The sequence below is a fragment of the Ectopseudomonas khazarica genome (genome assembly GCF_004521985.1).
Classification (GTDB): domain Bacteria; phylum Pseudomonadota; class Gammaproteobacteria; order Pseudomonadales; family Pseudomonadaceae; genus Aquipseudomonas; species Aquipseudomonas khazarica.
Window position 1 is genome coordinate 1 of record NZ_SBHZ01000019.1, and the last position, 23,421, is coordinate 23,421.

At 64.9% G+C, this 23,421-nt stretch carries 22 protein-coding genes; 15 read left to right on the forward strand and 7 right to left on the reverse strand.

The genetic code is table 11. The annotated features are described in order from the left end of the window. Nucleotides 1–49: 49 nt before the first annotated feature. Nucleotides 50–2,554: an ABC transporter permease gene (locus tag EPK82_RS20815; protein WP_134677877.1), complete on the reverse strand. Its 2,505-nt coding sequence runs from the start codon at nt 2,552–2,554 to the stop codon at nt 50–52. Further along, nucleotides 2,554–3,237: an ABC transporter ATP-binding protein gene (locus EPK82_RS20820; protein WP_134677878.1), complete on the reverse strand. Its 684-nt coding sequence runs from the start codon at nt 3,235–3,237 to the stop codon at nt 2,554–2,556. The genes EPK82_RS20815 and EPK82_RS20820 overlap by 1 nt, the downstream gene beginning before the upstream one ends. An 11-nt stretch (nt 3,238–3,248) precedes the next feature. On the opposite strand from EPK82_RS20820, the gene EPK82_RS20825 reads away from it, so the two are divergent. The 3 genes from EPK82_RS20825 (at nt 3,249) to EPK82_RS20835 (ending at nt 5,252) form a co-directional block, all read left to right on the forward strand. Continuing rightward, a complete protein-coding gene (locus tag EPK82_RS20825; RefSeq protein ID WP_134677879.1) occupies nt 3,249–3,854 on the forward strand; it encodes an arylesterase in 606 nt (201 codons plus the stop codon). Between the two features lie 89 nt (nt 3,855–3,943). After that, entirely contained in the window at nt 3,944–4,225 is a 282-nt protein-coding gene (locus EPK82_RS20830) for a hypothetical protein (RefSeq protein ID WP_037047753.1), read from the forward strand. Between the two features lie 70 nt (nt 4,226–4,295). Next, the gene (locus EPK82_RS20835) at nt 4,296–5,252 is read left to right on the forward strand and encodes a L,D-transpeptidase family protein (protein WP_037047752.1); all 957 of its coding nucleotides are present in this window, start codon (nt 4,296–4,298) and stop codon (nt 5,250–5,252) included. A gap of 127 nt (nt 5,253–5,379) precedes the next feature. Here EPK82_RS20835 and oprI read toward each other — a convergent pair whose 3' ends face one another. Beyond that, entirely contained in the window at nt 5,380–5,631 is a 252-nt protein-coding gene (oprI, locus tag EPK82_RS20840; protein ID WP_037003984.1) for an outer membrane lipoprotei OprI, read from the reverse strand. Nucleotides 5,632–5,901: 270 nt separating this feature from the next. Between oprI and EPK82_RS20845 the strand changes: the two genes are divergently transcribed. Beyond that, a complete protein-coding gene (locus EPK82_RS20845; protein ID WP_134677880.1) occupies nt 5,902–7,275 on the forward strand; it encodes a GntP family permease in 1,374 nt (457 codons plus the stop codon). A 131-nt stretch (nt 7,276–7,406) separates the two neighbouring features. Further along, nucleotides 7,407–7,685, forward strand: a complete 279-nt coding sequence (locus EPK82_RS20850) for a GNAT family N-acetyltransferase (protein WP_037047751.1) — start codon at nt 7,407–7,409, stop codon at nt 7,683–7,685. 62 nt (nt 7,686–7,747) lie between these two features. Here the strand turns inward: EPK82_RS20850 and EPK82_RS20855 are convergent, their stop codons facing one another. Together EPK82_RS20855 and EPK82_RS20860 are read right to left on the reverse strand one after the other, a co-directional pair. Then, a complete protein-coding gene (locus EPK82_RS20855) occupies nt 7,748–8,824 on the reverse strand; it encodes a 3-deoxy-7-phosphoheptulonate synthase (RefSeq protein WP_037047749.1) in 1,077 nt (358 codons plus the stop codon). Between the two features lie 214 nt (nt 8,825–9,038). Then, nucleotides 9,039–9,452, reverse strand: a complete 414-nt coding sequence (locus EPK82_RS20860) for a PilZ domain-containing protein (protein WP_037047747.1) — start codon at nt 9,450–9,452, stop codon at nt 9,039–9,041. Between EPK82_RS20860 and EPK82_RS20865 the strand changes: the two genes are divergently transcribed. From EPK82_RS20865 to cysB, 5 genes are all read left to right on the forward strand, one after another. After that, on the forward strand, nt 9,451–9,837 hold the full coding sequence (locus EPK82_RS20865; RefSeq protein WP_037047746.1) for a YbbN family protein: 387 nt from the start codon (nt 9,451–9,453) through the stop codon (nt 9,835–9,837). The genes EPK82_RS20860 and EPK82_RS20865 overlap by 2 nt on opposite strands. After that, entirely contained in the window at nt 9,837–10,793 is a 957-nt protein-coding gene (locus EPK82_RS20870; RefSeq protein ID WP_134677882.1) for a putative 2-dehydropantoate 2-reductase, read from the forward strand. The genes EPK82_RS20865 and EPK82_RS20870 overlap by 1 nt, the downstream gene beginning before the upstream one ends. A 4-nt stretch (nt 10,794–10,797) precedes the next feature. Further along, nucleotides 10,798–11,703 (forward strand): 5'-nucleotidase, encoded by a 906-nt coding sequence (locus EPK82_RS20875; RefSeq protein WP_134677883.1) that lies wholly within the window; start codon nt 10,798–10,800, stop codon nt 11,701–11,703. 121 nt (nt 11,704–11,824) lie between these two features. After that, a complete protein-coding gene (locus tag EPK82_RS20880; protein WP_037047740.1) occupies nt 11,825–12,325 on the forward strand; it encodes a universal stress protein in 501 nt (166 codons plus the stop codon). 107 nt (nt 12,326–12,432) lie between these two features. Then, on the forward strand, nt 12,433–13,407 hold the full coding sequence (gene cysB / locus EPK82_RS20885) for an HTH-type transcriptional regulator CysB (protein WP_037047738.1): 975 nt from the start codon (nt 12,433–12,435) through the stop codon (nt 13,405–13,407). Nucleotides 13,408–13,470: 63 nt separating this feature from the next. On the opposite strand, the gene EPK82_RS20890 is transcribed toward cysB, so the two are convergent. Next, nucleotides 13,471–14,091 (reverse strand): phosphoadenosine phosphosulfate reductase domain-containing protein, encoded by a 621-nt coding sequence (locus EPK82_RS20890; protein WP_037047737.1) that lies wholly within the window; start codon nt 14,089–14,091, stop codon nt 13,471–13,473. Nucleotides 14,092–14,267: 176 nt separating this feature from the next. Between EPK82_RS20890 and thrH the strand changes: the two genes are divergently transcribed. After that, on the forward strand, nt 14,268–14,885 hold the full coding sequence (gene thrH / locus EPK82_RS20895; protein ID WP_037047735.1) for a bifunctional phosphoserine phosphatase/homoserine phosphotransferase ThrH: 618 nt from the start codon (nt 14,268–14,270) through the stop codon (nt 14,883–14,885). Between the two features lie 75 nt (nt 14,886–14,960). Here thrH and pabB read toward each other — a convergent pair whose 3' ends face one another. Beyond that, entirely contained in the window at nt 14,961–16,304 is a 1,344-nt protein-coding gene (pabB, locus tag EPK82_RS20900) for an aminodeoxychorismate synthase component I (protein WP_134677884.1), read from the reverse strand. 165 nt (nt 16,305–16,469) lie between these two features. Here pabB and EPK82_RS20905 point away from each other — a divergent pair, with 165 nt between their 5' ends. From EPK82_RS20905 to EPK82_RS20920, 4 genes are all read left to right on the forward strand, one after another. Continuing rightward, nucleotides 16,470–19,184 (forward strand): LuxR C-terminal-related transcriptional regulator, encoded by a 2,715-nt coding sequence (locus EPK82_RS20905; protein ID WP_134677885.1) that lies wholly within the window; start codon nt 16,470–16,472, stop codon nt 19,182–19,184. Next, a complete protein-coding gene (locus EPK82_RS20910) occupies nt 19,181–21,904 on the forward strand; it encodes a helix-turn-helix transcriptional regulator (RefSeq protein WP_134677886.1) in 2,724 nt (907 codons plus the stop codon). Before EPK82_RS20905 ends, EPK82_RS20910 begins: the two co-directional genes overlap by 4 nt. 234 nt (nt 21,905–22,138) lie before the next feature. After that, the gene (locus EPK82_RS20915; RefSeq protein ID WP_037047726.1) at nt 22,139–22,561 is read left to right on the forward strand and encodes a DUF6160 family protein; all 423 of its coding nucleotides are present in this window, start codon (nt 22,139–22,141) and stop codon (nt 22,559–22,561) included. 84 nt (nt 22,562–22,645) lie between these two features. Then, nucleotides 22,646–23,407 carry a C39 family peptidase gene (locus EPK82_RS20920; RefSeq protein WP_134677887.1) on the forward strand — a complete coding sequence of 254 codons (762 nt, stop codon included), beginning with the start codon at nt 22,646–22,648 and terminating at the stop codon, nt 23,405–23,407. Nucleotides 23,408–23,421: the final 14 nt, after the last annotated feature.

Below are 23,421 nucleotides of genomic sequence, written 5' to 3' on the forward strand. Positions count from 1 at the left end.
CTCTGTGGGTTGGAGGGGGCGCCAGTCTAGCAAACCCCTCCGGCGCTGCTCAGCCTTCGCGTAGCACGCTGAGCGGGCTGGCGTTGAGGGCGCGGCGGGTTCCCAGTACCCCGGCCAGGCCGATCAGCAGGGCGCCGATCAGCGGCAGCAGAAGCAGCCAGGGGTGCGGTTGCCAGCTCATGTCGAAGGCATAGCGATAGAGCAGGAAGCTCACCAGCTCGCAGCCCAGCGCGGCAAGCAGGCCGGCGGCGGCGCCGAGCAGACCGAACTCCGCGCGGCGGGCGCTGACCAGCAGGCGGCGCTCGGCGCCCAGCGCCCGCAGCAGGGCGCCCTGGCGGATGCGCTCGTCCAGCGTCGCCTGCAGCCCCGCCAGCAGCACGGTGAGGCCGGCAGCGAGAACGAACAGCAGCACGTATTCGATGGCCAGGGTGACCTGCGCCAGGATGCTGCGCAGCTGCGCCAGCAGGGCGTCCACCTGCAGCAGGGTGACGCTGGGGAAGGCGCGGCTCAGGGCGATCAGCTCGGCATCGTGGCCGGGCGGCAGATAGAAGCTGGTCAGGTAGGTGGCGGGCAGGTCCTGTAGGGTCTGTGGCTCGAAGATCATGTAGAAGTTGGGCTGGAAGCTGTCCCAGTCCACCTGGCGCAGGCTGCTTACCTGGGCCTCGCGCTCGATGCCGCCGACGTTGAAGCGCAGGCGGTCGCCCAGCTTCAGCTGCAGACTTTCGGCCAGTTCGGCCTCGACGGATACGCCGGGCAGTTCGCTGGCATGGGCAGCGCCCCACCAGCTGCCGGCGGCGATCAGGTTGTCGGCGGGCAACTGCTCGGCCCAGGTCAGGCTCAGGTCGCGTTGGATGGCGCGTTCGCCGCGGCTCTCCTTGGTCACCAGTTGCCGCACCGGCTCATCGTTGATCATGATCAGTCGGCCCGGTACCACGGGGTACAGCGGGGCGGGGTGCGGCGACAACTCGGCCAGGCGGGCGGCGAAGGCATCGCGCTCGGCGGGCAGCACGTTGAGGGCGAAGTGATTGGGCGCATCCTCGGGCAGCTGATCCTGCCAGGTATCGAGCAACTCGCCACGCAGCAGGGCGATCAGCGCCATGGCCAGCAGGATCAGGCCGAAGGCCAGCGACTGACCGGCGGCGGCCAGCGGGTGACGCAACAGCTGGCCCAGGCCCAGGCGCCAGGGCAGGGCGGCTTTCTGCAGGAGCCGACGCAGGCTCTGCAAGCCCAGCAGAAGCAGGCCGCCGAGCAGCGCAGCAGCGAGCATGCCACCGCCCAGCAGGGCGAGGGTCAGGCGCAGGTCCAGGCTCAGTCGCCACATGATCAGGCCCAGCGCCACCAGTGCCGCGCCATAGACCAGCCAGGAGCTGGCCGGTACCGGCAGCATGTCGCGGCGCAGCACGCGCAGCGGCGGCACGCGACCCAGCGCTGCCAGTGGCGGCAGGGCGAAGCCGGCCAGCGCCACCAAGCCGGTGGCCATGCCGGCCAGTGCCGGCCAGATGTCGGCGGGTGGCAGATCGGCGGGAATCAGACCGCGCAGCAGATGGAACAGAATGTACTGGCCGGCCCAGCCGAGCAGGGCGCCCAGCACGCAGGCGATCAGCCCGAGCAAGGCGAGCTGCAGGGTGAAGAGGGTCAGCGCTTCGCGTCGCGACAGGCCGAGGCAACGCAACAGCGCACTGGCATCGAAGCGCCGCGCGGCAAAGCGTGCTGCCGACAGTGCCACGGCCACGCCGGCGAGCAGAACGGCGGCGAGGCTGGCCAGGTTCAGGTAGCGCTCGGCGCGGCCCAGCGCACCGCCAACCTGGCGGTTGCCGTCGCGCGGGTCGTCCAGGCGCTGGTTCGGTTGCAGGCCTGCTTCGACGGCCTGGCGGTAGGCGGCCAGGGCCTCGGCATCGCCGCGCCAGAGCTCGCGAAAGCGCACGCGGCTGCCCGGTTGAACCACTTCGGTGGCGGCGAGATCGTCGAGATTGATCAGCACGCGCGGCGTCAGGCTGTAGAAGTCGCCAGCGGTGTCCGGGTCGTAGGTGAGCACGCGGCTCAGGCGCAGGCTCTTGGCGCCGATCTCGATCTCGTCGCCGACCTTCAGGTTCAGCGCCACCATCAGACGGGCTTCGGCCCAGGCCTCTCCAGGTCCTGGCCCGGAACCCACTTCTTCCGCCGCATAAGGCTCGGGCGCACTGCGCAGCTCGCCGCGCAACGGGTAGCCCGCGCTGGCGGCCTTGACGCTGGCCAGCTGGATGCCGTCCTGAGCGGCGACCACGCTGGAGAACTCCACCGCACGCGCATGCTCGAGACCCAGTTCGAGGCCGGCATCGATCTGCGCCTGATCCGCCGGTGTGCTCCCGCTCAGGCGCAGGTCGGCGGCGAGGAACTCGCTGGCGCGCAGCAGCATGGCGTCGTTCAGGCGTGCACTGAAGTAGCCGATGGCACTGCTGGCGGCCACCGCGACGAGCAGGGCGAAGAACAGCACGCGCAACTCGCCGGCACGGGCGTCACGCAGCAGCTGGCGGGCAGCGAGCGAAAGCAGGCGGACAGCGGGGACGCGATTCATCAGGGCTCCACGCGGTCGATCAGGTGCCCGGCCTCCAGGCGGATCAGGCGCTGGCAGCGATGCGCCAGGCGCTCGTCATGGGTGACCAGCACCAGCGTGGTGCCACGCTCCTGGTTGAGCTGGAACAGCAGGTCGCTGATGCGTTCACCCGTGTGGCTGTCGAGGTTGCCGGTCGGCTCGTCGGCGAACAGCACGTCCGGATCGGCGGCAAAGGCGCGGGCAATGGCGACGCGCTGCTGTTCACCGCCGGACAGTTGCCGCGGGTAGTGGGTCAGGCGTTGCCCCAGACCGACACGTTCGAGCAAGGCGCGTGCGCGCGAACGGGCATCGGCGTGGCCTTCGAGCTCCAGCGGCAGCATCACGTTTTCCAGGGCGTTGAGGCTGTCGAGCAACTGAAATGATTGGAAGACGAAACCGACATGCTCGGCGCGCAGGCGTGCGCGCTGGTCTTCGTCGAGTTCGCCGAGGTTCTTGCCGGCCAGCAGCACGTCGCCGCCGCTGGGCAGATCGAGACCGGCCAGCAGGCCGAGCAGGGTGGATTTCCCTGAGCCGGAGCTGCCGACGATGGCCAGGCTGTCACCCTTTGCCAGGTCGAGATCGAGGTCGTGGAGGATCGTCAGCTCGCCTTCCGTGCTGCTGACCACTTTGCTAAGGTTCCGCGCAGCGAGAATGCTCGAAGTCATGGAGATTCCAAATGCGTGCATGGTGGCTCAGTGGTGCCTTGGCCCTGATGTTCTGGGCTCAGGGAGCGGTTGCAGGCACCCTGCTTGTGGTCGGCGATAGTATCAGCGCCGCTTTTGGCCTGGATAGCCGCCAGGGATGGGTCGCCCTGCTGGAAAAACGCCTCGAACAGGAGGGCTTCGAGCACTCGGTGGTCAATGCCTCGATCAGTGGCGACACCAGCGCAGGCGGCGCCGCACGGCTCTCTGCGCTGCTTGCGGAGCATCAGCCGGCGCTGGTCATCATCGAGCTGGGTGGCAACGATGGCCTGCGCGGCCAGCCGCCTGCGCAATTGCAACAGAATCTTGCGTCGATGGTCGAGAAGTCGCGGCAGGCCGGGGCCAAGGTGCTGTTGCTGGGTATGCGCCTGCCGCCGAATTACGGGGTGCGCTATACCACGGCCTTCGCCCAGGTCTATGTAGATGTGGCGGCGCAGGAGCAGGTCGACCTGGTGCCGTTCTTTCTCGAGGGCGTCGGTGGCGTGCCGGGGATGATGCAGGCCGATGGCATCCACCCGGGCGAGCCAGCGCAGGCGCTGTTGCTGGACAACGTCTGGCCCAGTCTCGAGCCACTGCTGTGAGCCTGGCCCACGCCTGAACCGAGTGCGGGCCGAGGCTTTTCCGGCTCGTGCCTTTCGGCTAATGTGGCCGACCTTCCACGGAGCTCCAGATGCCGCGTCCCGCCTGGTCCTTGTATGCCTACCACCTGATCGAGCCAGACGAACAGCTGGACCTGTTCGCCTGTCGCGAGGTGCGCGTGCATCTGGTGGCCCGGCAACTGCGCCTGGGCGGCCATGCCGATCGCACGCTCTGTGGTGGGCTGCTTCCGGCGCAGCCGCGCTGGCACCAGCTGGACAAGGCCTGGCTGCGTGATCGGCGCCTGTGCCCGGATTGCCGTGCGACCTTCGAGGCGCAGCGGCAGGGGCTGTGCTCCAACTGGGCGGATGGCTGACGTCTGCCCGGCTGTCGAATGGCGGTGTACAATCGCCGCAACATCACTCAACTCTTCAAGGACATCCCGGATGTTGTCGCGCTTCTCTGCGGTCAACCGCTGTCTGACTCTGCTCGCGCTGTGCTCCAGTGCAACCGTTCAGGCGCTCGAATTTCCCTTGCCAGCGCCTGGTGAGGACGTGGTCGGCCAGGTGCAGGTGATCAAGGCCAAATACGAAGACACCTTTGCAGATCTGGGAACCGCCAACGACCTGGGCTATCTGGAAATGGTCGCGGCCAACCCGGGCGTCGACCCCTGGCTGCCGGGTGAGGGCGCCGAAGTCATTCTGCCGACCCGTTACGTGCTGCCGTCCGGGCCGCGTGAGGGCATCGTGATCAACCTGGCCGAATACCGTCTGTACTACTTCCCGAAGGGGCAGGACGTCGTGCACACCTTCCCCCTGGGAATCGGTCGTGAAGGCTGGGGCTCGCCGCTGGGGGCCGGTCGCGTGACCGTGAAGACGCCGAACCCGGCCTGGTACCCGCCCAAGTCGATTCGCGAGGAGCACGCCGCCGAAGGCGACCACCTGCCGACCGTGGTGCCGCCAGGTCCGGACAACCCACTGGGCCCGTACAAGCTGACGCTGTCGTTCCCCGGTTACCTGATCCATGGCTCGAACAAGAAGTTCGGCATCGGCATGCGTGTCAGCCATGGCTGCTTCCGCATGCTCAACCACAATGTTCTGGAACTTGCCGCGATGGTGCCGGTGGGCACGCCGGTGCGCATCGTCAACGAGCCCTACAAGTTCGGCGTGAGTGACGGCAAGGTGTACCTGGAAGCGCATGCGCCCCTGGACGACGAGGGCAACGCCTCCGTCGTCGACAAGCACACGGCAGTGATCAACGCGCTGCTCAAGCGTGACGAACTCAGTGGCCTGCGCCTGGACTGGGAGATGGTGCGCGAAGTGGTCGCCGCCGAAGATGGCATGCCGGTGCCCATCGCCGCGCAGGTCGACAACGCGGTCGCCAGCAATTCGACGTCACTCTGATTCGTTGCTGACCGAGCCCGCCCGCATTCGTGCCGGCGGGCTTTTCATTGCCTGCGGGGCGGTTGTCGCGGCAATAAAAAAGCCGGCCCAGTGAACTGGGCCGGCTTTCGAAAAACCGAGTCGCGAATTACTTGCGGCTGGCTTTTTCCAGCATGCGCAGAGCGCGCTCGTTGGCTTCGTCAGCGGTCTGCTGAGCTTTCTGAGCGGCAGCCATGGCTTCATCAGCCTTGCGGTAGGCTTCGTCGGCACGGGCTTGGGCGCGAGCAGCTGCGTCTTCGGTAGCAGTCAGACGAGCTTCGGTTTCTTTGGACATGCTGCTGCAACCGGTAGCCAGAACTGCGGCCAGAGCCAGAGCAGAGAATTTCAGAACGTTGTTCATCGTGTTCCCCTTGAGGTGGAGTTTTCCATAAAAAGCAATTTCCCAACTGCGGGAAATTAGCCGGCCTACATACTACCTATTACTTTTAGTAAGTAAACGGAGCTGGAGCAAGAGTTGCACTTTTTTTTTTCGTTATGTGAGGCTGAAAGCTAGAAAGTATGGGGGTTGCTTAAAAAACAGCCAGTTTTGCCGCAGTGGCGGCACAGGGCCTGTACGAACTGTTATAACTGTCTCGTCTTCAGAACTAAAACAATAAAGTGGGGTATGCAGATGCTGGGGAATTTGGGGCTGTTACTGGGCTTGACGCTACTTATCTTCATGGCGCTGCGCGGGGTGAACATCTTTATCGCCGCGCTGTCGTGTTCGATCCTGGTCGCGCTGAGCAACGGCGTGGCGGTGCCCAAGGCCCTGCTCGAGCATTTCCCGTTCGGCCCGCTGGGGGCATTCACCTTCGCCGGCAAGTTCTTCGTGCTGTTTCTCTGCGGCGCCATCTTCGGCAAGGTGATGGCAGCGAGTCAGGCGGCCAGCAGCATCGCCCAGGCGATCACTCAGGGACTGGGCACGCAGCGCACGCTATGGGTGGCGATGCTGGTGTGTGCGGTGCTGACCTACGGCGGCGTCGTCGTGTTCGTGGTGATCTTCACCATGTATCCGCTGGGTATCACCCTGATGCGCGAGGCCAACCTGCCCAAGCGTCTGTTCTGCGCGGCCATCGCCCTGGGGGCCGGAACCTTCACCATGACGGCGCTGCCTGGCTCGCCGTCCATCCATAACGTGATCGCCGCCAGTGCCCTGGGCACCGACTTGTTCGCGGGAGCGTGGATCGGCCTGTTCGCCTCGCTGGTGATGATCGGCCTGGGGATGGCCTACCTGCAGCGCGAGTGGCGCCTGGCCCGTGAACGCGGCGAGGGCTTCGAGGCCAATGCCCAGGACGAGCGCATGCAGCAGTTGGCGGGAGTGCCGGGCAGCGGGCCGCATTGGGGTGTCGCGCTGGTGCCGATCGTCGTGGTGCTGGGGGTGATTCTGCTGCCGCGCCTGCTCGCGCTCTCCGGCCTGGCGACTGCTGGCGAGGGCGCGTTCGCTCGGCTGCTGGCATTCAGTCTGTCGCAGCCGATCCTCTGGCCGAGCCTGGCCCTGGTGATCGCCACGGGCGTGGCGGTGCTGCTGTTTCCCGCGTTGCGTCGCAATACCCTGGGCCTGCTGGGGCAGGGCGCCGACGACGCGATCATGCCGCTCCTCAATACGGCTGCGGTGATCGGCTTTGGCGGTGTGGTCACGCAGACGGCGGGCTTCGCGCAGTTCGCCCAGTGGGTGCTGGCGGTGGAGCTACCTCCGCTGTTGTCCGTGTTCGCCTCCGTCAGCGTGGTCTCGGGCATCGTCGGTTCGTCCTCCGGCGGCCTGCAGATATTCATGCAGACGCTGGCGCCGCGCTACCTGGAAATGGGCGTGGAGCCCGAAGTGCTGCACCGTATCGCCACTATCACCGCCGGTGGGCTGGACTCGCTGCCGCACTGTGGCGCGGTGATCGCCATGCTGATGATCATGGGCCTGACTCACAAGCAGGCCTACAAGGACATCTTCGTCATCACGGTGCTGATTCCGGTGCTGGCCGCGCTGCTCTGCATCGGGCTGCTGAGCCTCTGATTGGCGGGTTTGGCCTGTGTTAGACTTGTCAGCTTGCAGTCGTTCAGGCAGGAATCGCATTTGCGCTTTTGCCGAAGCGCCGGTATGAAGTAAAGATGTGTCGCGAGTGTTTCGCGGCTAGAGGAGAGAAGATGAGCGAAGGGTTGTCCATTCACCATGACCAGGCGAGTCATCAGTTCGTGACCACCGTCGAAGGTGATCGTGCCTATCTGGCCTATATGGATCTGGGCAAGCAGACGCTGGACATCTATCGAACCTTCGTACCCAACGCACTGCGCGGCCGAGGCATCGCTGCGGCACTGACCGAACATGCCCTGCGCTACGCCGAAGGCCAGGGTTACACGGTGATTCCGTCCTGCTCCTACGTCGAGCGCTACATGGAGCGTCGGCAACGCCACCAGGCCAGTTGAGCGCGCAGCGTCGATAGCAAAACGCCGGGCAATGCCCGGCGTTTTCGTTACTGCTGTGGCGATCAGCCGCGCTGACGCTTGGGCAGCACATCCTTGAGCTTGGCGTGCATGCTGCGCAGGGTCTTCTCGGTGGTGTCCCAGTCGATGCAGGCATCGGTGATGGAAACCCCGTACTTGAGATCGTCCAGGTTCTTCGGAATCGACTGGTTGCCCCAGCCCAGATGACTTTCCACCATCAGGCCGACGATGGACTGGTTGCCTTCGAGAATCTGGTTGGCCACGTTCTCCAGCACCAGCGGTTGCAGAGCCGGGTCCTTGTTGGAGTTGGCATGGCTGCAGTCGACCATGATGTTCGGGCGGATGCCGGCTTTTGTCAGTTCCTGCTCACAAATGGCGACGCTGACCGAGTCGTAGTTCGGCTTGCCGTTGCCGCCACGCAGCACGACGTGACCGTAGGCGTTGCCCTTGGTGGTGACGATGGATACGCCGCCTTCCTGGTTGATGCCGAGGAAACGGTGCGGGCTGGAGACCGACTGCAGGGCGTTGATCGCCACGGTCAGGCCGCCGTCGGTACCGTTCTTGAAACCGACTGCCGAGGACAGGCCCGAAGCCATTTCCCGGTGCGTCTGCGATTCGGTGGTGCGGGCGCCGATGGCCGACCAGCTGATCAGGTCCTGCAGGTACTGCGGCGAGATCGGGTCGAGCGCTTCGGTGGCGGTGGGCAGGCCCATCTCGGCCAGGTCACGCAGCAGCTGGCGGCCGATGTGCAGGCCGTCCTGAATCTTGAACGAGTCGTCCAGGTAGGGGTCGTTGATCAGGCCTTTCCAGCCGACCGTGGTGCGTGGCTTCTCGAAGTACACGCGCATGACCAGGAACAGGCTGTCGGACAGTTCGGCGGCCAGCACCTTGAGGCGCTCGGCATATTCGTGAGCTGCCTTGATGTCGTGGATGGAGCAGGGGCCGACTACCACGAACAGGCGATGATCCTTGCCATCGAGAATGTCGCGTACCACCTGGCGACCATGGGATACGGTCTGCAGGGCGGCATCGGTCAGGGGAATCTCGCGTTTCAGCTGATCGGGGGTGATCAGGGTTTCGTTGGAAGCGACGTTGAGGTCGTCGATCGGTAAATCAGCCATCGTGCTACTCATCGGGTCAGGTCGTCGGGTCACGGGTGCCGGCCGCCAGGGGTCCCCTGAGGCGGTGCACAGCTAGTTTGTGCAGGGGGAGCCGAACCTTAGCGCGTACGCGGCTGCGCGACAATGGGCGATGAGTCCAATGAGCGTCATAGAGGCGGCGTATCGCTGCGAGAGGGTGTTGCGCTTCCTGCGTGTCCGGGAGGGCGGAACACCGTCAGGCGAGGTAGGGGAATTCGGCGGCGTGCTTGGCGATCCAGTCCTGGGCGCACTGCTCGATGGCGACGGCGTGGCCCGATTCCTGTTCCAGTTGCTGTCGGTAGTGCTGGATATGGCACACCTGTTCGACCATGCGTGCGCGAAACAGGGTGTCTTCGTCGATGAAGGCGATGCCCACCAGGTAGCCGTTCTCCAGGCGCCGGCACCAGGCCACGACGCCGGGGTAGCGCGCCAGCTCGCCCAGCAGGGGAATGCGCAGCTCGACCGATGTCCCGCGACGAAAGCCACGCGTCGAGTTGCATGCCACCCCGCCTAGGCTGATATTGTTCAACCGCTGCCTGGGTATGCAGGCCTTCTTGCGCAACACCAGTTCCACCGGCATGTCGCTTGGATGACGCAGAAACTTACGCATGAACACCGACCTCGAATGCAGGCAAACTGATATCAGTGAATTCAGTATAGCGACGCAACTGGAACTGACCGACCTGGATGCCGACCGCCGCCTGCTCGATCTTTCCGGTACGTCGCTTGTCGTGTTCACAAGCACGGGCTGTGCCAGTTGCCGCTGGGCGCGTCAGGTGCTGCCTGGCCTGGGCTTGCCGATCGAGCGTCTGTGCTGGATCGACGCTGGGCATAACGCCGGATTGGTGACGCGCTACGAGGTTTTTCACCTGCCGGCGCTGTTTCTGGTTCGCGATGGCCATTTCTTTGGCGCGTTGCGCGCCCGTCTCACTCATTCCGATCTGATCACCGCCATGGACGAGGCTCTGCGTCGTCCGGCTGAGGAGCTACCTTGATGTCTCAAACCCCTGCACCGCGCATCGGCGTCATCGGCACGGGGGCCATCGGCGGCTTCTACGGGCTGCTGCTGGCCACGGCCGGACATGACGTGCATTTCCTGCTGCGCAGCGAATATGCCGCGGTGGCCGAACAGGGCCTGCGCCTGAACAGCAGCGTGCATGGCGCGCTGACCCTGGCGCCGGCGCAGGCCTACCGGCGAATCGAGGACATGCCGCCCTGCGACTGGCTGCTGGTGGGGGCGAAGACCACGGCCAACGCCGAGCTGGCTCCGCTCATCGCCAGGGCTGCCGCTCCCGGCGCCAGGGTCGTGCTGTTGCAGAACGGCCTGGCGGTGGAGGACGAGTTGCGTCCACTGCTGCCGGACGGCCTGCATCTGCTCGGCGGCCTCTGCTACATCTGTGTCCACCGCAGTGCGCCTGGCGTGATCGAGCATCAGGCGCTGGGCGCGATCAACCTGGCGTACCACTCCGGGCCGGCAGGTGACGAGGCGTCGCGTCTGGAGCTGGTGGAAGAGGGCGCGAACCTGCTGCGCAGCGCCGGGCTGGACTCGACGCCGATGCGTGACCTGACCCAGACGCGCTGGCAGAAACTGGTGTGGAACGTGCCCTACAACGGTCTTTCCGTGCTGCTCGATGCCGACACGCGGCGCCTGATGGCCAACCCCGACAGCCGCGCCTTGATCGGCGACATCATGCAGGAGGTGGTGCAGGCCGCGCAGGCACTCGGCCACGGCATGCCGGAGCAGTACGCAAGCAAGCTGCTGGCCGCTACCGAGCGGATGCCCGACTACCTGCCGAGCATGTACCACGACTTCGCCCAGGGCCGCCCGGCAGAGCTGCATGCCATCTACGCAGCACCTCTGGCTGCGGCCGACGCCGCTGGCTTCGACATGCCCAAGGTGCGCGCGCTGTATCAGGCACTGCGTTTCATCCAGGCGCGCGGGGAGGCCTGAGCATATGGGCAAGGGGTTGGGCGACAAGCTGGTGCTGGCGATTTCCTCGCGGGCATTGTTCGATCTGAGCGAGAGCCACCAGATCTATGAAAGCGAGGGGGTGGAAGCCTATCGCCGTTATCAGATCGAGCACGAGGACGAGGTCCTGATGCCGGGTGACGCCTTCCCCCTGGTGGAGAAACTGCTGGGCCTCAATCAGCGCCTCAGCGAGCAGCGCGTCGAGGTGATCCTGGTGTCGCGCAACAGCGCCGACACGGGGCTGCGCGCCTTCAACTCGATCCAGCACTACGGCCTCGGCATCTCGCGCGCGGCGTTCGTCGGTGGACGCAGCCCCGACCCTTACCTGGCAGCCTTTGGTTGCCATCTGTTTCTCTCCACCCATGCCGATGACGTGCGCAATGCGCTCAAGGCCGGCTTCGGTGCCGCCACGCTGCTCTCGGGTGGCACGCGGCGGGCGAACAGCAACGAGCTGCGCATCGCCTTCGACGGCGACGCCGTGCTGTTCTCCGATGACTCCGAGCGCGTCTACCAGAGCGGTGGCCTGCACGCGTTCCAGAGCCACGAGCGCGAGGCGGCGCGGCAGGCGCTGCCTGGCGGGCCGTTCAAGCCGTTTCTCGCGGCGCTGCACAGCCTGCAGCAGGAGTTTCCCGAGACGGACTGCCCGATTCGCACCGCACTGGTGACCGCACGCTCGGCGCCGGCGCATGAGCGGGTGATCCGCACCTTGCGCGAATGGAACATCCGCCTGGACGAGTCCTTCTTCCTCGGCGGGCTGGACAAGTCGGCGGTGCTCGAGGCGTTCGCGGCCGACGTGTTCTTCGATGACCAGACCGGGCACTGCGAGAAGGCCCGCCAGGTAGTGGCCACGGGGCACGTGCCGCACGGGGTGAGCAACGAGTCGCAGCCTTGAATCTGGTGGCCGCTGCCACCTTGCATATAGCCATTCGTCCTAAATAACGCCGCCGACCTTGCTTTGTCTGATGCGCTGCTAAGCTCAAACAAGGGCCTGCGTCTGCAGTCAAGGAGGCCGCGTGATTCGCTCGATACTCTATGCCACCGATCTGGGGCTTTATGCCTCCTACGTCTTGCAGCACGCCCTGGCGGTGAGCCGCAGTTTCAAGGCCGATCTCTATGTCGTCCATGCCGTCGAACCCATGGGGCTGTTCGCCGAGTCGGTGCTGCAGACCTACCTGGATGAAGACACCCTGGACGAGTTGCGCCGCAACGGCCTCGGTACGGTCATGGCCAGCATCGAGCAGCGTGTGCTGGAAGGCTTTCGGGATGAGCTGGGGGACGGGCTTCAGGACCTCCATCTGATTCGCGCGGTGCGAGTGCTGCAGGGCGATCCGCCAACGGTGATTCTCGAGGAGGCGCAGAAACTTGGGGTGGATCTGCTGGTCGTAGGCAGTCACAGCCATGGCGCGGATCTCGCGGTGCCGCTGGGGCGTACGGCCGCGCGCATCGTGCAGCTGTCGGAGGCACCGGTGTACCTGGTGCCCATGTTGCAGCATCGCGGACATGGTGACTTGTAGGAGGGTGTAACTAATAAAACGATCTATGCTGATGTATTAGACCAATAATATGGTTATATAAGGCGTTGACAGGCTGCTGGCCTGCCTTACTGCTCTGAGGGAAATCTATGAAGCTTCAGCAACTGCGCTACATCTGGGAAGTCGCGCACCACGACCTCAACGTATCGGCTACCGCTCAAAGCCTTTACACCTCGCAACCAGGGATCAGCAAGCAGATTCGCTTGCTCGAGGATGAGCTGGGCGTGGAAGTTTTCGCCCGCAGTGGCAAGCACCTGACCCGTGTCACCCCCGCCGGAGAGCGGATCATCACCACCGCAGGAGAGATTCTGCGCAAGGTGGAAAGCATCAAGCAGATCGCCCAGGAATTCTCCAACGAGAAGAAGGGCACCCTGTCCATCGCCACCACGCACACCCAGGCGCGCTACGCCTTGCCGCCGGTGATCAGTGCCTTCATCAAGCAGTACCCGGACGTCTCGTTGCACATGCACCAGGGCACGCCGACGCAGATCGCCGAGATGGCCGCCGATGGCAGCGTCGACTTCGCCATCGCCACCGAGGGTCTGGAGCTGTTCAACGACCTGATCATGATGCCGTGCTACCGTTGGAATCGCTGCGTGGTGGTGCCGCAGGGGCATCCGCTGGCCAAGCTGCCGAAGCTGACGCTCGAAGCGCTCGCCGAGCATCCCATCGTGACCTACGTGTTCGGTTTCACCGGGCGCTCGAAGCTGGACGAGGCCTTCAGTCACCGTGGGCTGACGCCCAAGGTGGTGTTCACCGCAGCCGACGCCGACGTGATCAAGACCTACGTACGCCTCAACCTGGGCGTGGGCATCGTGGCCAAGATGGCCGTCGACAGCAAACTCGACCAGGACCTGGTGGTGCTGGACGCCGACGAGCTGTTCGAGCCCAGCGTGACCAAGATAGGTTTTCGCCGGGGCACCTTCCTGCGTGGCTTCATGTGCGATTTCATCGAGAAGTTCGCCCCGCACCTCAGCCGTGAGATGCTGGCCAAGGCGGTGCAGTGCCACAACAAGTCCGAACTCGAGGAGCTGTTCGAGGGCGTGAAGCTACCGGTGCACTGAGCCTGCGATTCAAACGAAACATGGCGCCCTGGGGCGCCATGTTTCGTTTGAGCTACCCGCCACTCAGTGGCTGAGGTGCAGGCCGCACTCGCGGTTGTCCTCGCCCTTGGTCGGGTCGAAGTAGTCGAACTCGTTCGGCAGGTCATGGGCGACCAGGTACTGGTACAGGTCCTTGGAGGTCCAGTGCAGCAGCGGCGCGACCTTGATCAGGCCGTCCGGGTTGATGCTCACCGGGTCCATCTGCGCGCGGACGGCGGTGTCGGTGGCACGCAGGGCGGTGAACCAGACGCTGGGCGCCGTTTCGCGCAGGGCGCGGGCGAAGGGCTCGAGCTTCACCTCTTCGGTGAATGCGGCGTGACGCGGATCGTCCAGCGCCGGGACCGGGCCGTCGATGGCCTCGCGGTGAGCGCGCGAGCGCTTGGGCAGGTAGGTGATCAGGTTGAGGTTGAGCTTGCGGGCCACCTCGTCAGCGAAGCGGTAGGTCGCTTCGGTGTTGTAGCCGCTGTCCATCCAGACCACCGGAATGTCCGGCTTGACCTGGCTGACCATGTGCAGGATCACCGCTTCGAACGGGCGGAAGTTGGTGGTGCAGATGGCGGGTTTGCCCAGCCCGATGGCCCACTGAACCAGCTTTTCAGGCTGGTTGCCGAATTCGGCATTGAGCGCGTCCAGGTCGAGTTCCATGCTGAGGACTCCAGATCGTGTGCGTGAGGGCGCGATCTTAGCAAAGGCTGGTTATGCTTCTAAATAACAAGCTACTTCTATGACCTTTCATGCAGTTATAAGCCGCGCGGATTGCGTGACCACCGCCCACTCGTTAGAGTGCCGGCTCCCTTTTTGGCTCAACCGAGGAGTGTCCTGTGGAAATCGCGTGTCTCGACCTGGAAGGTGTACTGGTCCCGGAAATCTGGATCGCCTTTGCGGAAAAAACCGGCATCGAGTCGCTCAAGGCGACCACCCGCGACATTCCCGACTACGACGTGCTGATGCAGCAGCGCCTGCGCATCCTCGACGAGCATGGCCTGAAACTGAAGGACATCCAGGACGTGATCGCCACGCTCGAGCCGCTGGAAGGCGCCGTGGAGTTCGTCGACTGGCTGCGTGAGCGTTTCCAGGTGGTGATTCTCTCCGACACCTTCTACGAGTTCTCCCAGCCGCTGATGCGTCAGCTCGGCTTTCCGACCCTGCTGTGCCATCGCCTGATCACCGACGAGAATGATCGCGTGGTCAGCTACCAGCTGCGCCAGAAGGATCCCAAGCGCCAGTCGGTCATCGCCTTCAAGAGCCTGTACTACCGCGTGATCGCCGCGGGCGACTCGTACAACGACACCACCATGCTCAGCGAAGCCCACGCCGGCATCCTGTTCCATGCCCCGGACAACGTGATCCGCGAGTTCCCGCAGTTCCCGGCGGTGCACAGCTATGCCGACCTCAAGCAGGAATTCCTCAAGGCGTCGAATCGCACGCTGAGCCTGTGACAGCCCACCTGCTGTCGTGAAAACGCCGCGATTTCCGTGAGAAATCGCGGCGTTTTTCTTGCTGCTCGCGTTGGGCTACAGGCGTTCCAGCGTTTCCAGCAGGACCTTCACCTTGGTCACCGACTCCTGGTACTCGGCCTGCCAGGCCGAGTCGGCGACGATGCCGCCACCGCCCCAGCAACTGACCTTGCCATCCTTGACCAGCAGGCTGCGGATGGCGATGGAGCTGTCCATTTCGCCGCGCACGTCCAGGTACAGCAATGAGCCGCAGTAGAGGCCGCGCCGGCTGGGCTCCAGTTCGTCGATGATCTGCATGGCGCGGATCTTCGGGGCCCCGGTGATCGAACCGCCGGGAAAGCTGCCGGCGATCAGGTCCAGTGCGTCCTTGCCGGGCGCCAGCTCGGCGGTCACGCAACTGACCAGGTGGTGCACGTTGGGGTAGCTCTCCAGGGCGAACAGTTCAGGTACCTTCACCGAGCCGATACGGCAACTGCGGCCGAGGTCATTGCGCAGCAGGTCGACGATCATCAGGTTCTCGGCGCGATCCTTGCGGCTGGCCAGCAGCTCCTCGGCCTGGGCCAGGTCGTCCACGGCATCGACGCCGCGACGGCGGGTGCCCTTGATCGGACGGGTTTCCACCTGGCCCTCGCTGACCTTGAGGAAGCGCTCCGGCGAGAGGCTGAGGATGGCGTTGCCATCGCCCAGGTTCTGGAAGCCCGAGAACGGTGTCGGGCAGGCCTGGCGCAGCGCCAGGTAGGCCGCCCATGGGTCGCCTTCGCAGGGGGCCTGAAAGCGCTGGGCGAAGTTCACCTGGTAGCAGTCGCCAGCCAGGATGTACTGCTGGATGCGCTCGATCGCCTGGCGGTAGTGATTCTCGTCGATGTCGGCCTGGAACGGCTGGGACAGCCGGAAACTCGCCGGCTCCTCGCGGCTCAGGGCCTCGAACAGCGCCAGCAGGCGCTGCCGCTCGGTCTGCGGCAGGGCGGGGTGAAACAGCAGGTGGCTGGTGCCGAGCTGGTGATCGCTGATCAGTGCCCAGGCATACAGGCCGAAGCGCGCATCCTGCAGGGCGAGGTCATCGACGCTGTGTGCGGGCAACGCTTCCAGGCGCCGGCCGAAGTCGTAAGACAGGTAGCCGATCAAGCCGCCGACGAATGGCAGCTCCATTGCGCTCGGCGCCTCGGCGTTGCCGAGGCTGTGCAACGCGCCACGCAGGCGTTGCAGAAAAGCGTTGGCCGATTCGTCGTGCGCGGGCGCCAGTTCTGCCAATGGCCACGCGCTCATAAGGTCATAGCGTCCCCGCTTGGCACTCGGGCGTCCGGCGTCCAGCAATACGGCGCCGGGGGCCTGGCGGATGCGCTGGAAATAGTCGCCAGGGTCCGTCCGATAGGGAAGAGGGTGCAGAGAACAGCTGGGCATGCGGGCAGTCGGGAATTGGCTGAAAGGGCGATTGTAGTCTGCCGCTAACATTCATCCTAGAGCTTCTGCCGGGTTTGCTCCGGCGCACAGGGCTGATTAGTATGGAGCGCTTGCAGAACGTTGAACCGTTGTACCAGAACAATAATTAATGAAGGGATCCTGGCTATGGATGAAGTCATAGGTCCAGCCGCTGGAAGCCTGCAGCGTTCGAAACTTTCGCCGCCCCAGGCATCCACCGAGTATCTGCTAAGACCCCAGGTGGAGGCTGCGCTGTCAGCCCATCCCCATGCCCGCCTCGTGCTTTTTTCCGCGCCTGCCGGCTTCGGCAAGACCACTGCACTGATGGTGCTGGCCGAGCGACACCGCGAGGCTGGTGGTGCCGTGGCTTGGGTATCGCTGAGCGCCGATGATGACGATCCCGTGCGCTTCTTCCAGCAACTGATCGACGCGCTGGGGCGTGCCTTGCCGGGCCTGGGCGAGGATGCGCTGGGCTATCTGCGCAATACCATGCGCGTGCCGGTCGAGGCCGTGATGGAGAGCCTGCTGGCGGAAATGGCGCAGCGCAACGAGCCGCTGCTGCTGGTGCTCGATGACCTGCACCTGCTCCAGGACCCGGAGCTGCTCGCCGCTCTCAACCGCCTGGCCAAGCTGGCGCCGGCGAGCTTCACCCTGGCCATCGGCAGTCGTTCGCAGCCGGCCCTGAGCCTGGCCACCCTGCGTGCCAAGGGCATGCTGCTGGAGTTCGGTGCCGACGAGCTGCGCCTCAATCCCGAGGAGGTGCGCAGCTATCTCGAGCGCAGCGGCCTGCAACTGGAGCCTGACGCACTCAAGGCCCTGTACAGTCACACCGAGGGCTGGATGGTGGGCGTGCACCTGGCCAGCCTGTGGCTCAGGCACCATCCGCAGCCCGCACAGCGGATGGCGGAGCTGGGCGCCGACCAGACGGCGGTAGGCGACTACCTGCTGCGCTCGGTGTTCGAACAGTTGCCGCAGGCGCGGCAGGAGCAATTGCTGGCGCTGGGTATCGCCCAGCAGCTCAGCGGTGACCTGGCCAACGCCTTGTGCGGGCGTCAGGATGGCCAGCAGCTGCTGGAGGAACTGGAAGCCATGCAGCTGTTCCTTCTGCCGCTGGACCGTGAGCGGCAGTGGTACCGCTTCCACAACCTGTTCGCCGAATTTCTCCGCGCGCGTCTCAAGGAGCGCGATCCCGAACGCTTCAAACAGCTGCATTTCAACGCCAGCCTGTGGTTCACCAACCACCACATGCAGAACCTGGCCATCGAGCACGCCTGCCTCGCCGAGGATGCCGAGATGCTCGCGGCGTTGCTCGACGGCTGCGGCCTGGAGCTGATCAACCGTGGGCAGTTGAACCTGATCTACAAATGGCGCCAGCACGTACCGGACGACATCGCCCTGCGTTTCCCGGTGCTGGTGCTCGCCGATGTCTGGGTGCGGGCTGCCGAGCTGGGTTTGAACGAAGCCAATCGGATGCTCGATGAGCTGCTCGAGCGCTGGGGCGAGTCGCGCAGCAGCGGGCCGCTCAGCGACAAGTTGCTCGCGACCCTGGCGATCAAGGCGGTGATTGCCCTGCAGAAGGACGACCTGGATACCTGCGTCAGCCTGGCGCGTCGCATCGAGGCGCAGCTTGGTCAGCACACCGCCTTCCTCGAGGTGGCGATACTCACCGTCGGCGCGCTGGCCAACGTCATGCTTGGCCAGGCGGAGCAGGCGCGCAAGCTGCTGGCGCTGGCGCAGCAGCGCAACCACTTCCTCGAAGGCCGCTACCTGGACATGCAGCTGGCCAACGTGGAAATCCTGCTGTGTCTGGAACAGGGGCGGGTCAAGCAGGCGCAGCTGCTGTTCGACCAGTTGCGGGCGCGGATGATGCCCTGGTTCGGCGAGCGCTCGCGTGCGCTGGTTTTGCCGACCATCAGCGAATGCCTGATCGCCTACCAGCAGGGGCGCCTGGACGGCCTGCAGGATCGACTGCGCTGGGCGCTGGCGACCGTCGACGTGATCAATCCCATCGATCTCTATGCCCAGGCCATGCTCTGCCTGGCGCGGGTGCAACGTCTGCAGGATGCGCCCAAGGAGGCCAGCGCGACGCTGGTGCTGATGCAGAACCTGGCCGCGCGCAACAATTCCTGGCGCTTCTACGTGCAGGCGGTCACCGACGAGATCGCGCTGACCCTGCAGGAGCCGACGGCAGACCGCAGCAAGCGCGCCGAGCAGCGCCTGAAATCGGTCGACTGGAACAAGCTGGCCGCGCACTACACCCAGCGCAGCTTCAACCCGGTGCTCTGGGCGCTCGGCCTCAGCCGCATTCGCCTGCAGCAGGCACGTGGACACTTCAGCGAGGCCCTGCACGAGATCACCCAGTTGCGCAGCCAGTTGCAGAATGGCTGGCACGGTCTGCACCGCCTGCGCCTGGATCTGCTGGCGGCCCTGAGCTACCAGCGGCTCGGCTATCAGGAGCGTGCGCAGAGCCTGCTGGTGCAGTGCCTGATCGGCGCCGAGCGGGAAGAGGCGCGCAGCCTGTTCATCGAGGAGGGCGAGGCGATTCGCCAACTGCTCCAGCAGCTGGAGTCGGCCGAGCGCCAGCCAGCGCTGCAGGCCTTCATTCGCAGCCTGCTGTCCGCCTGGCCCGGGCAGGCGTCACGCCAGGCGCTGGACACGCTGGAGGAAGGACTGACCGAGCGTGAACGCGAGGTGGTCTGTCTGGCGGCCAAGGGCATGTCCAACGAGGAGATAGGTCAGCAGCTGTCCCTGGCCCTGGGGACGGTCAAATGGCACCTGCACAACATCTACGAAAAACTCAAGGTGCGTAACCGCACTCAAGCCATCCGCCGTGCTCGCGAGCTGAGTCTACTGGAATCATGAATAGCCATAATCCCGTGTGCCAGGTCAGTGTGCCGTTGCTGCGCACCAAGCTTTATCCGGTTCATGCCGAGGGCGCGCTGCTGCTGGAGCGCTCGGCATTGCTCGAGCGTCTGCTGGAGGCGCGCGAGCAGCGTCTGATCGTCCTCAGCGCTCCTGCCGGGTTCGGCAAGAGCACCGTGCTGAGCCAGCTGCGCGGTCGTCTGCAGCAGAACGGCGCGAGAGTCGCGTGGCTGTCCTGCGATGAAAGCGACAGTGAACCGGCGAGGTTCCTGCAGTATCTCGTGGCCGCCGTGCAGGCCGCCTGTCCCGGATTCGGCGGCAGCGCCTCGGCGTTGTTGCAGGGCGAGATCAGCTGGCCGCTGGAAGCGGTCATCGATGCCTTTCTCGATGACCTGAAGGCGCTGCGGGAAAACCTCTACCTGATGCTCGACGACTTCCACCGCATTCGTCATCCATCCCTTGGCCAGGGCTCGCGCTACCTGATCGAGCGCCTGCCCAGGCATGTGCGGCTGGTGGTCAGCACGCGCTATCAACCCCGTTTTCTCGAAGAGCCGCCATCGCTTGGCGCCTGGGCGTTCTGGCTCAAGGCGGAAGACCTGCGCCTGACCCGTGCGGAAACCGCCGCGTATTTCCGCGACATCAAGCGCCTTGCCCTGGAGGAGAGCGAGCTCAACCAGCTGTACGCCCGCACCGAAGGCTGGATCACCGCGCTGCATCTGGCGGCACTGGCCTTGCCACGGCAGCGTGATCGGGCAGCCTTTCTTGCCGGACTGTCGGGCGCCGAGCGCAACATCGCCGATTACCTGGCCGAGGACGTCGTCGCCAGCCTGCCGGAGCCCGTGCAGCTGTTTCTCGACCAGACCTCGGTGCTCGACGAGTTCAACGCGCCACTGTGCAATGCCCTGACGGGCCGCCAGGACGGCGCCGAGATGCTGCGTCGCCTGCAGGGCGAGCAGCTGTTCGTGATCCCGCTGGACGAGCAGGGCGAATGGTTCCGCTATCACCACCTGTTCGCCGAATTCCTGCAGGGGCGCCTGGCCAAGCGCGGCGATCCCGCGCACCTGCTGCATGCGGCTGCGCGCTGGTGCGAAGGGCGTGACCTGGCCGACAAGTCGATCAAGTACGCCCTGCGCGCCCGTGACTACGGCTTTGCCGCCGAGCTGCTGGAGCGCCAGGGTGCGCGCCTGATCGCCGGCAACCGGGTCTACGGCATCCTCGCCATTCTCAAGGACATTCCCCCGGTGGTGATCGCCGAGCAGCCGGTGTTCCAGATCTTCTATGCCTGGCAGCTGGCCTTCGAGCAGAAGTTCGCCGAATCCGAGGCGTTGATCGAGGAGGTCAGCACGCGCCTGACCCAGGGCCGCGGCAAGGGCATGCATTTCGGTCTGATCGAGCTGCTGGCGGCTGCCCAGGTGCTCAAGGCGCTGGTGCTGCTGTATCAGGACAAGCTCGAAGCCTGCCTCAAGGTCGCCGGCCACTGGCTGGCCCTGGTGCCGCAGAACCAGCCGGTGTTCCGCGCCAGCCTGGCCTGCGTGCAGGCGGCGGCATTCGCGCTGCTGGGCGAGTTCGGCGAGGCGGCCAAGGCGATTGCCGTGGCCCGCGAGAATCTGCGTCAGTGCGAGAGCGAGTACCTGCACGTGATGGCCAGCCTGATCGAGGCGCTGATCTGCAAGGAGTATGGCGAGCTGGAGCGCGGCAGGGCCCTCGCCGAAACCGCACGCGCCCGCGTGGAGCAGGTGTTCGGCCGCCGCAGTCGGGTCGGTGGTCCGCTGGGACTGGCCTATGCCGACCTGCTGTACGAGCAGGACCGGCATGGCGCGATACTCGCCGAATTGCCGCTGGCCACGACCTGGCGCGACGTGGCGACACCGGTGGAGCTGATCAGTCGCGGCAAGCTGGTCATGGCGCGGGCACGCTTCTTCGCCGGGGCTGCCGAGCAGGGCCTGGAAGAGCTGGACGAATGGCTGGCGGGCTTGCAGGGGCCGGGCTATGAACGGGTGTTCGCCATCGGCATGGGCTGCAAGGTGCAGTTTCTCCTGTGGCTGCGCCGGCCCAACGAGGCGCAGCGCATCTATCTGCAGCTGGAGCGCCACCTGGCGGCGCTGCCCATCGAGCGTTACGGCGACGCGCACACCGCGCTGGCACTGAGTCAGGCGCGCCTGGCATTGAGCGATCGGCGCGTGGACAAGGCACAAGCCAGCCTGGAGGCCTGCCTGGCCAAACAGGGGGCCGAGCATCAGCGTGACCGGCGCTTGCGCCTGAGCTTGTTACTTTCTGTGGCGTACTGGCGCAAAGGTAACAGCGACAAGGCCTTCACCCTGCTGCGCGCGACCCTGGAAGAGGCCTGGCAATGCGGCTACCGCCGTCTGTTCCAGGACGACGCCATCTGGTTGCTGCCGCTCTGGGAAGCCTGGCACGAGGCCGAGCCGAAGCCGGCTGCGGCCTGGCAGGGCTTGGCCGAGATGCTTCGCGAGCAGTGTCGCCGGCTGTCCATCGATCCTGAAAGTTTCGAGGAAAATCAGGATGTTAGCCACCGCGAGCGGGAGATCCTGCGGCTCGTGGCTGCTGGCCTCTCCAACCGCGACATCGCCCAGGCGGTGCACCTGTCCGAGGCCACCATCAAATGGCATCTGCACAACCTGTTTTCCAAGTTGGGGGTACGCAGTCGTACCCAGGCCGTGCTCAAGGGCAAGAGCCTGGGATTGCTTAGTGAGGCATGACGGGAATTGAGGATCGTCCTACCTGCTCCATCCCTTGGATGGGCTGGCAGGGGCGGGGTGGATCAGTAGCTTGTAGCCATCTCGGAGCGCCATGCGCTGCGTGAATCCAAACCTGGCGTACCTAGGGAAGCCGCGACAGGTCTGGTGATCGGCATGAGCCGATCAGGCTGCTCGTGACAGGACGTCACCGGCAGAGCCCGGGGCCCCCCCATTTGAACTGTGGAGATAACAACAATGATGACCCTGAAAAAACTCGCTCTCGCCGCCGCCGTCATGGCTGTTCCGTTCGTGGCCCAGGCCGACCTGAAAGCGCTGGATGACTCCGACCTGGCCGGCGTCACCGGTCAGGCTGGTATCAGCATCGCCGGTAACTTCGATGCCACCATCGGTTCGATCGTCTACACCGATACCGAAACCGGTGTCAGCGACGGCAGCAACAGCCTGAGCCTGAACACCGTCACCCTGTCCGGCTTCAACATCGACGAAGCCAACCCGCTGACCGTCGATGTGGTCGACAACAAGCTGGAAATCGGCCTGCCGGGCATCAACGGCGGTGTCGCCGTGGACGCCGTGAAGATCGGCAACGGCACCATTGGTGGCGTTGCCATCAACGGTCTCGACATGGCCGGCTCCACCGTCAAGATCTGGGGCCATTGATCCTCGCTTGAGCTGATCCGCAGGAGCTCTGTCGCTGTTCGCGGCCGGGCTCCTGTCTCGTTGTATGCAGTCGCGGATTGACCAATGATCGAAATTCTCGTGGGCAGCCTGATCGGTTTGTACGGTTTCACCGAGGCTGTCGACACCAAGCCGCAGCCAGCCGGGACGGTGAACATCACCCAGCCCCTGCTGCCCAATGGCCCGCTGCGCGAGTCGGTGGTGCTGGAGCCGATGAGTCAGTTGCAGTTTCGCAACGTGATTCGCCAGGCCTACGACTACAGCTGCGGGTCCGCGGCCCTGACCACGCTGCTCGACTACTTCCTGGGGCGCAACCTGGAAGAGCGCCAGGTGATGGAGGGGCTGCTGCATTTCGGCGAGGCGGAGAAGATCGTCGAGCGGCGCGGTTTTTCGTTGCTCGACATGAAGCGCTTCGTCACCGCCCTGGGCTACAAGAGCGGCGGTTTCCGGGCTGCGTTCGATGACCTTGCGCAGCTCGAACACCCGGCCATCGTGCCGATCGAGTACGCCGGCTTCAAACATTTCGTGGTGGTGCGCGATGTCTACAACGACCACGTGTTCATCGCCGACCCGGCGCTGGGCAACATCAGTTTCACCCGCGTGCGTTTCGAGGAGGTATGGGATCAGAACGTCCTGTTCGTGATCTTTCCCAGTGGCAACGAGCCGGCCAACGCCATGGCGCTGACCGACCGTGACCTGCGCATCATCGATGACCGCACCATCAGCATGCTGGCTTTCCGCGAGTTTCCGCAGATGGCCAAGTTCACCACGAATCAGGCCGACCGCTTAGGGTCGGGAGGCGACATCCAGTACATTCGCCGCAAGTGATTCACCCGGCATAA

What these genes read in the sequence shown, in the direction of transcription:
- EPK82_RS20850 (WP_037047751.1), top strand. Translation starts at nt 7,407, where the DNA reads ATGAGCGAAGGGTTGTCCATTCACCATGACCAGGCGAGTCATCAGTTC.
- EPK82_RS20905 (WP_134677885.1), top strand. Translation starts at nt 16,470, where the DNA reads ATGGATGAAGTCATAGGTCCAGCCGCTGGAAGCCTGCAGCGTTCGAAA.
- EPK82_RS20820 (WP_134677878.1), bottom strand. Translation starts at nt 3,237, where the DNA reads ATGACTTCGAGCATTCTCGCTGCGCGGAACCTTAGCAAAGTGGTCAGC.
- pabB (WP_134677884.1), bottom strand. Translation starts at nt 16,304, where the DNA reads ATGCCCAGCTGTTCTCTGCACCCTCTTCCCTATCGGACGGACCCTGGC.
- EPK82_RS20890 (WP_037047737.1), bottom strand. Translation starts at nt 14,091, where the DNA reads ATGGAACTCGACCTGGACGCGCTCAATGCCGAATTCGGCAACCAGCCT.
- EPK82_RS20870 (WP_134677882.1), top strand. Translation starts at nt 9,837, where the DNA reads ATGTCTCAAACCCCTGCACCGCGCATCGGCGTCATCGGCACGGGGGCC.
- EPK82_RS20920 (WP_134677887.1), top strand. Translation starts at nt 22,646, where the DNA reads ATGATCGAAATTCTCGTGGGCAGCCTGATCGGTTTGTACGGTTTCACC.
- EPK82_RS20860 (WP_037047747.1), bottom strand. Translation starts at nt 9,452, where the DNA reads ATGCGTAAGTTTCTGCGTCATCCAAGCGACATGCCGGTGGAACTGGTG.
- EPK82_RS20855 (WP_037047749.1), bottom strand. Translation starts at nt 8,824, where the DNA reads ATGGCTGATTTACCGATCGACGACCTCAACGTCGCTTCCAACGAAACC.
- EPK82_RS20845 (WP_134677880.1), top strand. Translation starts at nt 5,902, where the DNA reads ATGCTGGGGAATTTGGGGCTGTTACTGGGCTTGACGCTACTTATCTTC.
- EPK82_RS20835 (WP_037047752.1), top strand. Translation starts at nt 4,296, where the DNA reads ATGTTGTCGCGCTTCTCTGCGGTCAACCGCTGTCTGACTCTGCTCGCG.
- cysB (WP_037047738.1), top strand. Translation starts at nt 12,433, where the DNA reads ATGAAGCTTCAGCAACTGCGCTACATCTGGGAAGTCGCGCACCACGAC.
- EPK82_RS20915 (WP_037047726.1), top strand. Translation starts at nt 22,139, where the DNA reads ATGATGACCCTGAAAAAACTCGCTCTCGCCGCCGCCGTCATGGCTGTT.
- EPK82_RS20825 (WP_134677879.1), top strand. Translation starts at nt 3,249, where the DNA reads ATGCGTGCATGGTGGCTCAGTGGTGCCTTGGCCCTGATGTTCTGGGCT.
- EPK82_RS20875 (WP_134677883.1), top strand. Translation starts at nt 10,798, where the DNA reads ATGGGCAAGGGGTTGGGCGACAAGCTGGTGCTGGCGATTTCCTCGCGG.
- EPK82_RS20815 (WP_134677877.1), bottom strand. Translation starts at nt 2,554, where the DNA reads ATGAATCGCGTCCCCGCTGTCCGCCTGCTTTCGCTCGCTGCCCGCCAG.
- EPK82_RS20910 (WP_134677886.1), top strand. Translation starts at nt 19,181, where the DNA reads ATGAATAGCCATAATCCCGTGTGCCAGGTCAGTGTGCCGTTGCTGCGC.
- oprI (WP_037003984.1), bottom strand. Translation starts at nt 5,631, where the DNA reads ATGAACAACGTTCTGAAATTCTCTGCTCTGGCTCTGGCCGCAGTTCTG.
- EPK82_RS20830 (WP_037047753.1), top strand. Translation starts at nt 3,944, where the DNA reads ATGCCGCGTCCCGCCTGGTCCTTGTATGCCTACCACCTGATCGAGCCA.
- EPK82_RS20865 (WP_037047746.1), top strand. Translation starts at nt 9,451, where the DNA reads ATGAACACCGACCTCGAATGCAGGCAAACTGATATCAGTGAATTCAGT.